Source organism: Novosphingobium sp. 9U (genome assembly GCF_902506425.1).
Taxonomy (GTDB): Bacteria; Pseudomonadota; Alphaproteobacteria; order Sphingomonadales; family Sphingomonadaceae; genus Novosphingobium.
Genome location: NZ_LR732504.1, coordinates 349,744 through 362,083, shown reverse-complemented (window position 1 = coordinate 362,083; position 12,340 = coordinate 349,744). Strand labels below are relative to the sequence as shown.

The 12,340-nt window shown below is 67.7% G+C and carries 11 protein-coding genes and 1 tRNA gene; 8 read left to right on the top strand and 4 right to left on the bottom strand.

What is annotated here, in order from left to right; all coding sequences use genetic code 11:
- Positions 1-153: 153 nt before the first annotated feature.
- The 6 genes from GV044_RS18490 (at position 154) to GV044_RS18465 (ending at position 7,942) form a co-directional block, all read left to right on the top strand.
- Entirely contained in the window at positions 154-993 is an 840-nt protein-coding gene (locus GV044_RS18490; protein WP_236555089.1) for a Crp/Fnr family transcriptional regulator, read from the top strand.
- 43 nt (positions 994-1,036) lie between these two features.
- Positions 1,037-3,508 (top strand): DUF3772 domain-containing protein, encoded by a 2,472-nt coding sequence (locus GV044_RS18485; protein WP_159873582.1) that lies wholly within the window; start codon positions 1,037-1,039, stop codon positions 3,506-3,508.
- A gap of 54 nt (positions 3,509-3,562) precedes the next feature.
- Positions 3,563-4,324, top strand: coding sequence for a ZIP family metal transporter (locus GV044_RS18480; RefSeq protein ID WP_159873580.1), 762 nt, complete (start codon positions 3,563-3,565; stop codon positions 4,322-4,324).
- 74 nt (positions 4,325-4,398) lie between these two features.
- The gene (locus GV044_RS18475) at positions 4,399-6,153 is read left to right on the top strand and encodes a DEAD/DEAH box helicase (RefSeq protein ID WP_159873578.1); all 1,755 of its coding nucleotides are present in this window, start codon (positions 4,399-4,401) and stop codon (positions 6,151-6,153) included.
- A 146-nt stretch (positions 6,154-6,299) separates the two neighbouring features.
- Positions 6,300-6,833: a thermonuclease family protein gene (locus GV044_RS18470; RefSeq protein WP_159873576.1), complete on the top strand. Its 534-nt coding sequence runs from the start codon at positions 6,300-6,302 to the stop codon at positions 6,831-6,833.
- Positions 6,806-7,942, top strand: coding sequence for a sensor histidine kinase (locus tag GV044_RS18465; RefSeq protein WP_236555088.1), 1,137 nt, complete (start codon positions 6,806-6,808; stop codon positions 7,940-7,942). Before GV044_RS18470 ends, GV044_RS18465 begins: the two co-directional genes overlap by 28 nt.
- Here GV044_RS18465 and GV044_RS18460 read toward each other — a convergent pair.
- Positions 7,939-8,877, bottom strand: coding sequence for an IclR family transcriptional regulator (locus GV044_RS18460; RefSeq protein ID WP_159873572.1), 939 nt, complete (start codon positions 8,875-8,877; stop codon positions 7,939-7,941). The genes GV044_RS18465 and GV044_RS18460 overlap by 4 nt on opposite strands.
- Before the next feature lie 64 nt (positions 8,878-8,941).
- Between GV044_RS18460 and GV044_RS18455 the strand changes: the two genes are divergently transcribed.
- Both GV044_RS18455 and GV044_RS18450 read left to right on the top strand, forming a co-directional pair.
- Positions 8,942-9,853: an SDR family NAD(P)-dependent oxidoreductase gene (locus tag GV044_RS18455; RefSeq protein ID WP_159873570.1), complete on the top strand. Its 912-nt coding sequence runs from the start codon at positions 8,942-8,944 to the stop codon at positions 9,851-9,853.
- A gap of 22 nt (positions 9,854-9,875) precedes the next feature.
- Complete coding sequence (locus GV044_RS18450) at positions 9,876-10,694, top strand: SDR family oxidoreductase (protein ID WP_159873568.1); 819 nt, start codon at positions 9,876-9,878, stop codon at positions 10,692-10,694.
- Here the strand turns inward: GV044_RS18450 and GV044_RS18445 are convergent.
- The 3 genes from GV044_RS18445 to GV044_RS18435 all read right to left on the bottom strand — a co-directional run bounded on the left by GV044_RS18445 (position 10,691) and on the right by GV044_RS18435 (position 12,340).
- Entirely contained in the window at positions 10,691-10,879 is a 189-nt protein-coding gene (locus GV044_RS18445) for a hypothetical protein (RefSeq protein WP_159873566.1), read from the bottom strand. The genes GV044_RS18450 and GV044_RS18445 overlap by 4 nt on opposite strands.
- A 69-nt stretch (positions 10,880-10,948) precedes the next feature.
- Positions 10,949-11,024, bottom strand: a tRNA-Thr gene (locus GV044_RS18440).
- Positions 11,025-11,104: 80 nt separating this feature from the next.
- Positions 11,105-12,340 (bottom strand): DUF1214 domain-containing protein, encoded by a 1,236-nt coding sequence (locus GV044_RS18435; RefSeq protein WP_159873564.1) that lies wholly within the window; start codon positions 12,338-12,340, stop codon positions 11,105-11,107.

The window sequence follows — 12,340 nt, the reverse complement described above, 5'->3', positions numbered from 1 at the left end:
CGTATTGGGATGCGATTGGGAGCCGGCGGGGTGTGCGCTTCCGCGGTAATGCTGGACGCTTGGCTTAACATGCGTCAGTTTGCCTGGGAGACGTGTCGGGCGATGTGGTCCGCATTCGGAACTCAGGATCGTTTTCGGGATTGTTCGGCCGCTATGGCCAACCGTTCGCCCACCGATCCCGGCTTCGATCCACGCGTCGCCTACCCGGCTCCGATCCAGCGGGATATTGCGCCATACATGCGACCTGATCCGCGCCAGCCGGAAGAGAGCACGATGTTGGAACGCCATTTCATGAAGCTGCGCGCGCGCGCAACGCTGACAGCGGAGCACGAGCAGGCGATACGCGGGCTCATCTCCGAGACGCGCGATCATCCCGCCGACAAGGTCGTGGTGCCCGCCTATGTCGAGCAGACTCACAGCACCTTGCTGCTGGAAGGCTTCATCTGCCGCTACAAGGACCTCACCAACGGCCGGCGCCAGATCACCCAGATCCACGTGCCGGGCGATTTCGTCGACCTGCACAGCTTCACGCTCAAGTACCTCGACCACGATATCATGACCCTGACGCCGGCCAAGGTGGCGCACTTCCCGCACGAGGGGCTGCGGCGCGTGACCGAACAGTTCCCCGCGCTCACGCGCATCTACTGGTTCAACACCAATCTCGATGCCGCCATACACCGCGAATGGGAGCTTTCGCTGGGCCGGCGCAAGGCACGGGGCCGCGTTGCCATGCTGCTGAGCGAACTGCAGCTGCGCCTGGAGCTCGTCGGCCTCGCGGACGAGACCGGCTTCGCGTTCCCGCTGACCCAGGTTGAGATCAGCGAATGCACCGGGCTCACCAACGTCCACGTCAATCGCACGGTGCGCGAACTGCGTGAGGCCGGGGTGGTCGAGCTGCGGCGTGGGCGGGTCGATGTGCTCGACAAGGAAGCGCTCTGGCGCGAGGCCGAGTTCGATCCGCGCTACCTCTACCTGCAGAAACGTGAGCGCTGATCGAGGTTGCAGCGCTGCTCGCGCGATCTACATGAAGCCACCGATGTCCAGCCTGCCCCCTTTCTGCCTCGGCCTTCGCCTTCGCCCCGGCATCCGAGTTGCCGTTGCCCTGCTGGTCGCAGCACTGGCCCATGCGCTGGCTTCGCCCGCGCTGGCGCAATCGCAAGCTCAGACGCAGACGCTGGTCCAGACCGCCGCGCAGATCACCCAGGCCGAGGGCGAAGTGCGCGCCGTCGATCGGGCGCTCGATGCCGGCGCGGACGTCGACCAGCACGACGACTTGCGCGCCAAGGCACTCGCCGCGCAGCAGGCGGTGCGCGCGTCCTCCAGCAACCTGCAGCAGCAGCTCGACAGCATCGATGCTCGTATCGAGGGTCTTGGCCCGATTGCGCAGGGCACCACCGAAGCACCCGAGATCCAGCGCGAGCGCCAGCGGCTGGCGCAGAACCGCGCCGCTATCGATGCCGCGATCAAGCGCGGGCGGCTGGTCGATGTCGAGGCGCAGCAGCTGATCGACGAGATCGACCGCAGCCGGGCCGAGCAGCTGAACGAGACCCTGTCGACCCGTGCTCATTCGCCGCTGACGCCCGATTTCTGGAGCGCTGTGGTCTCCGCCCTGCCGCGCGATGTGCGGCGCGTCGACCGCTTCGTGAACCAGGGCGTGACGCAAGGCTTCGATCGCTGGCGCCAAGGTGTGCCCTGGACGATGGTGCTGGGCGCGCTGGTGGCGGCGGTGCTGCTGTTCCCGGCTCGGATCAAGTTGCGCGAGCTGGGCCAGCGCTACCTGATCGGCACGGCGCCCGGCCACCGCATCCGCCGCTCCGGCTTTGCCTTGTGGCGCCTGCTGGTCGGCACGATCCTGCCGACGCTGGCCGCTGTCGCCTTCGTCCAGGGGCTGCGCTGGTCGCAGGTGCTGCCTGGCCGCTGGGACGGACTGCTCGACGGGCTGGTGCTAGCCAGCGGTTTCGCCGCCTTCACCGTCGCGGTCGCCGGGGCGGTGCTGATGCGTCAACAGCCCTCGTGGCGAGTGCTCCCGGTCTCGGACGAGACCGCGACGCGGCTGCGCCCGCTCGCCTGGCCGCTGGCGATCATCGCCTTTCTCAGCATCCTGGTCGACGCCTTCAATCATGCGGTCGGCGCCAGTCAGGCGGCGTGGGTTGCGGCCGAAGTGGTGGAAGCGCTGCTCCACGTGTTCTGGATCGCCACCTTCCTGCGCGTGCTCGGCCGCCTGCGCGCGCAACGGGCGGAGCGCGAGGAAGCGGCGGATGCGCCTGCCAGCGGCACCGGCCTTGGCGCGCTGGTGCTGCTTGCCTGGCTGCTCGTTGCCGTGGCGCTGGTCGGCCTGGCGATCGGCTATGTCGCGCTCAGCCTGTTCGTCGCGCGGCTGATCATCTGGATCGTACTGACGGGCTCGGCGCTCTACTTGCTGCTGAACGGCGCCGACGATGTCGCCACCACCCTGTTCAGCCGCAACAGCCGCTTGGGCAACACGCTGGTGCGCAGCGTGGGCCTCAGGCCCAGCCTGGTCGACCAGTTCGGCGTCCTGCTCTCGTTCGCGCTGCGGCTGGTGCTGGTGCTGATCGCGCTCGGCCTGCTGCTCTCGCCGTTCGGCGGCGGCGGCGGGCTGACCAGCCTGTTCGGCCGGCTCGGCACGCTGTCGCAAGGCATCGCGGTCGGCGGGATCGAGATCTCGCCAGGCGCGATCGTGCGCTCGATCCTGGTGCTCGCGATCGGGCTCGGCGTTGTGCGCGCCTTCATGTCCTGGCTCGACAACCGCTACCTGCCCGCCACCGACCTCGACGGATCGGGCCGCAACTCGGTCAGCCTGGTGGCGCGCTATGTCGGCATCGCGCTTGCCATCATCTGGGCGCTGGCCTCGCTGGGTATCGGCGTGGAGCGGATCGCGCTGCTGCTCTCGGCCTTGTCGGTCGGCATCGGCTTTGGCTTGCAGGCGATCACCCAGAACTTCGTCTCGGGGCTCATCCTGCTGGCCGAGCGCCCGATCAAGATCGGCGACCTGGTCCGTGTCGGCACCGACGAAGGCGACGTGAAGCGCATCTCGGTGCGATCGACCGAGATCACCCTGGCCGACCATTCTACGCTCATCGTCCCCAACTCCGAGCTGATCACCAAGTCGGTGCTGAACAAGACGCTCGCAAATCCGCTCGGCCGCTTTCAGATCCAGTTCTCGGTCCCGCTCGAAATCGACGCCGAGCGCGTGATCGCCATCGTCACCGAGCTGTTCGAGCAGGAACCCGCCGTGCTCGACGATCCGGCACCCAAGGCCTTCGTCGATGCGATCACCGACGGGCGTATCCTGTTCAACTGCTTCGCGCACGTCGCCTCCCCCCGCGATGCCTATGGCGCGCGCAGCAACGTGTTGCGCAAGCTGCTCGCGCGCTTCCGGGCAGAGGACATCGACATCGGCACCGTGGCGCAGCGGCTGGAACTGGCGCCGGGCGAGATCGACCGGTTCGCCGCGGCGCATGATCCGGCTGGCAGCAAACCGGCCTGAGATCATGTAACCCCTGAGCCGGGAGCCATCTGCCGCCGCGGCGGTTACGCGATCATGTCTCTGGCGTTGCAGGCAGGTTTCTGGGGGTTGGTCGGTGGCTCGGCGCTTTTGCTGGGCGCAGGCGTCGCGTACTGGGTGCGCTTGCCGCAACGGCTGATCGCTGCCGTCATGGCGATCGGCTCGGGCGTGCTGATCTCTGCCGTCGCGTTCGACCTCATGGACGAGGCGTACCGGCGCGGCGGGTTCGATTCGACTGCACTGGGCTTCGTCGGCGGCGCTCTCGCCTATACCCTCGCCAACGTCGTGGTGTCGCGCGCGGGCGCCCGCCATCGCAAACGCTCGGGCTCCAACCCGGACCAGAGCCAGCCGTCGGCCGACAGCGGTTCCGGTCTCGCCATCGCCATCGGCGCCTTGCTGGACGGCATCCCGGAGTCGGTGGTGATCGGCGTCAGCCTGCTGCAAGGCGGCGGGGTCAGCCTGGTGACGGTCGCCGCGGTGTTCCTCTCCAACGTGCCCGAAGGCCTGTCGAGCGCGGCGGGCATGAAGCAGGCGGGCCGAGGGCCGGCCTACATCTTCGGCGTCTGGGGCGGCATTGCCGTGCTATCGGGCCTTGCCGCGCTGATCGGCAACGTCGCGCTGGCCGGCGCGAGCCCGGACGTGATCGCCGCTACCACTGCAATCGCCGCGGGTGCGATCCTGGCAATGCTGGTCGACACCATGATCCCGGAAGCGACTGAAGAGACGCACGAGTTCTCGGGCCTGATCACCGTGGCGGGCTTCCTGCTGGCCTTTATCCTGTCCAAACTGGGCGGCTGAAGCGGCGCGGTTGCGTGACCAAACCGCCTCGGGCCTTGTGTCCGGGCGCGGAGAGGCCCATGTAGCCCCACTTCATGACACCACAATCCGTTCCCCCGCTTCTTTCCGAAGCGCTCGCCGCGCGCGGTTATTCCGCGCTGACTCCCGTCCAGAGCGCCGTGCTCGAACCGGAGGCGGAAGGGCGCGACCTTATTGTCTCGGCCCAGACCGGTTCGGGCAAGACCGTGGCCTTCGGGCTCGGCATGGCGGCGCAGCTGTTCGCTGCCAATGAGACTGGGGATGGCACGCTGCCGGCGCCCGGATTGCCGCTGGCGCTGATCATCGCGCCCACGCGCGAGCTGGCGCTGCAGGTCAGCCGCGAGCTCAGCTGGCTCTATGCCGCCGCCAACGCGCGCATCGCCTTCTGCGTCGGCGGCATGGATCCGAGCAAGGAACGCCGCGCACTATCGCATGGCGCGCACATCGTCGTCGGCACGCCGGGACGCCTGCGCGATCACCTGGAGCGCGGCGCGCTCGACCTCTCGGCCCTGCGCGTCGCAGTCCTCGACGAGGCGGACGAGATGCTCGACATGGGCTTCCGCGAGGACCTGGAACAGATCCTCGACGGCACGCCGGACGAGCGGCGCACGCTGCTGTTCTCGGCGACGATGCCCAAGCCGATCGCGGCGCTCGCCAAGCGCTATCAGCGCGATGCGCTGCGCATCTCCACCGTGGGCGAAGAGCGCGGGCACGGCGACATCGCCTACCAGGCCGTCACCGTCTCGCCGTCCGACATCGAGCATGCCGCGATCAACCTGCTGCGCCTGCACGAGGCGGACACGGCGATGCTGTTCTGCGCCACGCGCGACAACGTGCGCCACCTGCACGCCAGCCTGGTCGAGCGCGGGTTCGAAGCCGTCGCACTGTCGGGCGAGCACAGCCAGAACGAACGCAACGCCGCGCTCCAGGCGCTGCGCGATCGTCGCGCGCGCGTCTGCGTCGCCACCGACGTTGCCGCGCGCGGCATCGACTTGCCGACGCTCAGCCTGGTGATCCATGTCGAGTTGCCACGCGACGCCGAGACGCTACAGCACCGCTCCGGCCGTACCGGGCGCGCGGGCAAGAAGGGCACCGCGGTGCTGATCGTGCCTTACCCGCGCCGCCGCCGTGTCGAGGGCATGCTGCGCGACGCACGTGTGCAGGCTGAGTGGATTTCTGCGCCGACGCCGGAGGATATCCGCACCAAGGACCGCGAGCGCACGCTGGAAGCCCTGCTGGCGCCTGTCGAGTTCGACGAGGAGGACCGCGAACTCGGCGCCCGTCTGCTGGCGGAGCGTAGCCCCGAGGACATCGCCGCCGCTCTGGTGCGCGCACACCGTGCCTCGCTGCCCAGCCCCGAGGAGCTGATCGAGGGTACGCCCGAAGCACGCAAGGCGGCGCAAGTCGACAAGCACCGCCCCGGCTTCGAGGATGTGGTCTGGTTCCGCATGGACATCGGACGCCGTCAGAACGCCGATCCGCGGTGGGTGCTGCCGCTGATCTGCCGCCGCGGCCACGTCACTAAGGGTGAGATCGGCGCGATCCGCATCGCCGCGACCGAGACCTGGTTCCAGATCCCGCGCGCCACGGCAGGCAAGTTCGCCGCCGCCGTCGCCCGCACGGCCGGAGCCGATGGCTCCGACGAGAGCGGCGTGCGGATCGAGCAGGCTGAAGGCGGTCCGGCCGATACCCCGCGCCAGAGCGCCAAGCACAATGCCCGGCAGTATCGCAGCGGTCCCGCGCGCGATGGTGGACCTCGCAGCGGCGGACCGGGCAAGCCGCACCGCAAGGGACCGCCCCGCGCGCGCTGATTTGCGCAGAACGTCTGAGAAAAACCCGCTGGAACAGCAGCGCTTAAGTCACTCTGCTGACCTCGTCTCGATCGCTATAGATGCGCAGCCCGCGCGCATGTATACGCCTTGCGATCGGAAGTAGCGCGACAGGTGGGGTGATCGGCGTGTCTGCAACAGGGAGCGCCGGGACGGCGAGCAGTCCTGGCGGCATGGGCGCCGTGATCGCCGCGATCATCATCGGCGCGGTCGCCTTTATTCTGTTCAATGTCGTGCGCGACATGGCGCCGGTCCGCGTCGATACCGCGGCGGGTGAGCGCTTTCGCTGCAGCGTGCTCAGCGTCTTTGACGGCGATGGTCCGATTGCCTGCTCCGAGGTCGACCAGGACGGTCAGCCGGTGCTGATCCGCCTGCGCGGGATCGAGGCGCGCGAGATGGACGATACGTGCCATCAGTTCGATCTGTGTCCCGATGCCAGCGGCCAGGCCGCTAAGGCCGAACTGTCGCGTCTCGCGGCCGGACGGCTCGAGTGCGTGTCCTACGGGCCGACCTCCTTCGGGCGCGTCGGCGCGCTGTGCCGCAACGGCAGGGGCGTCGATCTCAGCTGCGCCATGCTGAAAAGCGGCATGGCCGCGCGATGGGCGCAGTACGATCCGGAAGGTCGCCTGCTGGGATGCCAGCCCAAGAAGATCATCCGATGAGCGGCGAGGAGGCAGCGGCCGCGCACACGCCATTTCAACGTACCGTCATCGGGCCGGTCCTGGTCGTCTGGGGCTTCGGCTACCTGCTGGTCGATATCATCGCGTACCTGCTGGGCCGTTCGGTGCCGGGGCTGAACCTGCTCGCCTCCGTCCCGTTGTTCGCGCTCGGTGTTTCGCAGACCCTGGCATTGCACCACTTGCGCGCCCGGCTGCGCCGCCAATCGCCGCTGTTGCGCTGGCCGCCGCAAGCCGTGGCGCTGTTGCTGGCGACCGCCGTACAGGCCGCGTTCGACCTCTACTGGCTGCGCTGGGTCTCGCTTACCTTCATCCCCGAGTGGCAGGTCTGGACGCTCAACATCAACCTGCAGCGACTCTTCACCGTCGGCATCCTCTACTTGTGGACGTTCTGTCTCTCGCTGACGCTGCTCTGGGCGATGCACGTGCGCGGCGCGGCACATGCAGCCGCCGCACGCGCTGCCGCCGCCGAGGCCGCAGCCGCCCGCTCCGAAGCCGCGGCGCTGCGCCTGCAGCTCAACCCGCACTTCATGTTCAATGCGCTTAACTCGATCTCCAGCCTGGTCCTGATCGACCGCAAGGACGAGGCCGAGGAGATGATCATGCGCCTTTGCGAATTCCTGCGCGGTTCGCTGGGCACCGATCCGATGGCGGACGTCCCCGTCGCGCAGGAGATCGAGGTCATCCGCGCGTACTTAGGCATCGAAAGCGCGCGCTTTGGCGATAACCTGCACGTCTCGGTGCAGATGGACCCCGCGGTCGCGCAAGTGCCGGTGCCCAACTTCATCCTCCAGCCACTGGTGGAGAACGCCATCAAGCACGGCGTGGCACGCAGCCGCGGTGCGTCCCGCGTCGTCGTGGATGTGCAGGCGGACGGAGGCGACCTGGTGCTCAGCGTCTTCAACTCGACGACCTGCAATGCGGGCGGGCGCAGCGGCGAGGGACGCCAGGGTATCGGCCTGCACATCATTCGCCAGCGCCTGGCGATCCGTTTCGCCGAGCGTGCCGCCTTGGCAGTGGGGCCGTCCAACGATGGCTACCGCGCCGAGATCCGCCTGCCGCTCGACCCCATGCAGCCGGTGCCGCAGCTTTAGACAGCCGGCACGCGCCCGTGCATCTCGGCCGTCACGATCGCCGCCGTGGCGCATAGCCGTCGTGCGCAGGCTTCGATCTCTCGCACGTTCATGTCGGTCGGAAAGCCGGTGGCGACCAGCTGGAAGGCGACCGTGGCCGCGGGCGAGAACACCGGCGCGGCGATGTAGCTGATGCCGGGGCCCTCTGCGGCGGCGAAATCGATCAGCTGGATCTCGTCGGCGGACAATTCGCCTACCAACGCGTGCACGCGCGCCCAATAGGCAGCGTCGCGCACCTGGTCGCTCGCCATGACGAGCGCCTGCCGGCTGGCGGCGGCGCCGGGTCCGTTAGCGCAGATCGCATAGCCGCGCTCACGGATCAGCGGCAACGCCGCGCGCAGGTGATCGCGCAAGGGGGCGGCCATGAACGGTTCGGCCTTGCCCAAGTAATCCTCGATCAGCGCATTTGAGCCCCAGGCGATGTGGCAGAGACCGACCGGCGGAACCAGCGGACGCCGCTCGCCCACGCGCGTCAGTCCCAGGTGCGACTGCGCACTGCCCTCCTTCACCAACACGACGATGTCGCCTTCCGCCACGCAGTTGGCGCTGCACTGCGCCCGCAGATCGACCGCCAGCCGCGCCAGTTCGCGCCGCGCGATCTCGATGCCCTGGTGCTTGGCGATTGCCGCTTGTCCGATGGCGACCAGTGCGATGCCGAGCGAGTAAGTCCGGTGCTTTTCGTTGCGCGAGAGGAACTGGCCCGCCGCCATCGTCGTCAGCAGCCGATGCGCCGATCCGTTGCTCAGGCCCACATGGCGCGCGATCTCCGCCAGCGTGAAGGTCTCTGTCGGGTGGGCGGCGAGGAACTTCAGCACGTCCATCACGCGTGCGGTGGGGTTCGACGGATCGGGCAAGGGCAGCTCCAGGCATCGCCGCGGCGGCGTTGACTCGTCCATCGCACTGGCACATCATTCCACAATCAACAACTACTATTCCAATAATGGAACAAGCGAGATCGAGATGAGCAAGGTGTCAGACAACGTCGCGTTCGCGCACAGCGGCAGCGCCGGCCAGGACTATCCGTCCATTCCGACAGAACGGCAGCGTGAACTCAGCCTCGAAGGCAAGGTCGTGATCATCACTGGCGCCAGCCGCGGCATGGGCAAGCAGGCGGCGCTCGACTTCGCTAAGCGAGGCGCCAAGGTGGTGCTCGCCGCACGCACGGTGGAGGTCGACGCGGCGCTGCCCGGCACGATCGGCGAGACCTTGGCGACGATCGAGGCACAGGGTGGTGAGGCGATTGCCGTCGCCACGGACCTGGCGGAGGAGGCGGACCTGCGCGCGCTGGTCGATGCAGCGGTGCAGCGCTTCGGCGGTGTTGACGTGCTGGTCAACAACGCGGCCGCCACCACGGGGGAGATCTGGGGCAAGCCGTTTCTGGAGCTCACCCGCGAGGAGTGGCTCTATCAATTCGCCGTCAACGTCCACGCGCCGTTCACGCTGACCCAGCTGGTCGTGCCGATCATGGAGGCGCGTGGCGGCGGGCGGATCATCAACCTCTCGACCGGTAGCGGCGAAGTCTTCCGCAAGCCCGAGGAGTTGCCCAAGCTGGGCGCGGTCGGCGGCTTCAGCCTGGCGGTTCCGGGCTACTACTCGAGCAAGCGCGCGCTCGATCGCTTCGGCAACGCCATGGCTCCCGAACTGCACGCGCGCAACATCGCGGTGATCGGGCTTCACCCGGGCCTGGTCGCGACCGAACTGGTCGCCATTCGCGTCAAGGAGCGCGGCCTCGACGACAGTGTCGCCGTGCCGATGACCGTGCCCGCGCGCATGATGGTCTACTTCGCGGCTTGCGAGAACCCGTGGGAGTACACCGGCCGCCTGTTCTGGGCAGAGCGCGAGCTGGAGGGGTTGGGCATCCCGCTCGACTGACACAATAAAAAGGGAGAGGACGATGGATCTGCAAAAGTACGGCCCATGGGCCCTGATCATCGGCGGTTCCGAAGGGGTCGGCGCCGCCTTTGCCCAGTTGCTGGCCGCGGACGGGTTCAAGCTGGTACTGGTCGCGCGCAAGCAGGGCCCGCTTGATGAACTGGCGGCCGAATTGCGCGGCCAAGGCGCCGAGGTCCGCGTCCTCTCCGCCGACCTTGCACAGCCTGACGTGCTCGCGCAGGTGCGTGGCGTGACCGACGACATCGAAGTCGGACTGCTGGTCTATAATGCAGGCGCCAACAACACGCGCGGCTTGTTCGTCGAGCTACCAGAGGAGGTCACCGGCTCGGTCTTGGCGATCACCGTGCTGGGCCAGGCCAACTTCGCGCGTCACTACGGTGCGCTGATGGTGAAGCGCGGGCGCGGCGGGATCATCCTGGGCGGCTCGCTCAGCAGCTATCTGGGCTCGCCCACGCTCGCCACTTACACCGGCGCGAAGGCGTTCAGCCGCATCTTCTCCGAAGCATTGTGGGCCGAGTGCGCGCCGCTCGGCGTCGACGTGCTGCACCTCAACATCGGCTTTACCGCCACGCCCGCGATGGCGCGGCTGGGCATGCCGGTGGACCTCGCGGAGCCGCCCGAGACCGTCGCGCGCGAGGGGCTGGAGAACATCGCAAACGGTCCGGTGTGGATCGTCAGCACGCCCGGCAACCTGGAGCGCGCGCGCTTGATCAGCGCGGTCGACAACCGGGCCGAGATCGTGCGCAGCAATGCCATTCCTCCGCGTGACAAGACCGCCGAAGCCGCGCGCGAACACCAGCGGCTAGCGGCCGGCGACTAGCGTCCGGCGCTCGCTTCAGCGCCCAGCGCAGCAATCACATCCTCGGCCACGGCAAGCATGTTCACTTTGCCGTGGACGACGACGTCGGTCATGCCATCGGCCTCATAGATCAGCCCGCGCAGGCCATGGCGGTCGATGCTCTCGACGATGAAGTTCGCAAGCTGGTCGGCGGTCATGGTGGTCATCTTTCGGCCGCTCGCTCAATGATCGCGCAAGGCGCCGCAGCGCCCAAGTCTCGCCAGCTGAAAGAGTAGTGGTGCCGCTTACGTGACTCGAACACGTGACCCCATCATTACGAATGATGTGCTCTACCAACTGAGCTAAAGCGGCATGCCTCGGCTAGGCCGGGGGCAGGCGGCGCATTTACCGGCGCCAGGCGGTCTGTGCAAGCGACTTTGCGAAGAGGCACGCTAGATGCCGAAACGCAGCTTGATGGCGCGATAACGCTGGAGGAGCATCATGGCGCGCTCCTCTGGCGTGACGGTCACGGTGTCGCTAGGCAGGTGCTCCATCAACGCGGCGCGCTGGACCAGCCGGGTCCGGAATGTCGCGGGGTTGCGGCTCATCAGGTTGCGGTACGTCAGGTTGCCGTCGGAGAACCCTTGCGTGTCGAGCCAATTGTGCACGCCAGGATCGTCGTGGCTCAGCACGAAACGCACCACGCCGTCGGCATCCACTTTGGTGCGCGCCGGTGTGTAGCTCGTTGGGCGATGGAGGAAGTCCATTGAGCCAACGAACGGCCCGCCCATGCCGAAGATCCAGAAGCCGTCGTGCCAATCCATCTCGACGATCAGCGCCTCGTCGGGCTGGAGCCGCCAGATCATGTGTGCGGCCATTCGCCCGCGCTTGGCATCGTCGACAGTGTCGGCGGACTTGTCGGCGGGGAATTGGTTGAGCTGGTGGGGATCGCATACGCCGCCCGAGGTCATCCACGAGTGCTCGGGCCAGTCGCGCATCAGGCCGGTCACGAAATCGCCCGCCCAGTCGAACGCCTCGATCATCTGTTCGGGGGTGGCGAGGGGACGCGGCTCGGCCATGCCGATGCGCTCGATGGTCAACGGCGTGGGCGTTTCACCCCAGGCATCGAAAGCCTCGCGGATGAACAACTTGCGGCTACCGGGCGTGGTGGGGAGCCAGTTGCCGGAACGCTCGTCGCCGCCGATGATCAGCTCGAAGCGGCCATCGGCGTCGGTCTCCAGCTGCGAGCCGAGGATGTTGCGCTCGGGGACATCGCCGAAGGGCTCGTGCAGCGGCGGGTGGTCGGTGCCGGGGATACGCTCGGGCTTTGGACCCTGCACCGTGATGTTGAGCCAGCGCGCTGTGCCGCGACGGCCGATCAGGCGGTACGTGTGCTCGCCAGAGATCCAGGCCTGGCGATAGGTGAAGTCGGACACGTCGCCGCCCAGCTTCATCGTCGGCGTGGTAAAGTAATGAACCTGTGGGAATGCCGGATCGCGTGTCTCCAGCGCCAGATCGAAGGCCTGGCCCAGGTTCTGCGTCAGGAAGCGGAACGCGTCGGCGCGGTGGATCGGTGCGGGCGGGTTGGCGTCCTTGAAGGCGTAGGCGCCGGCGTCCTTCAGCCGATCGCAAAAACGAGCCCAGGCGGCGCTGAGGTCGGCATCGGCGGCTCCGTCGCCATAGGCCAT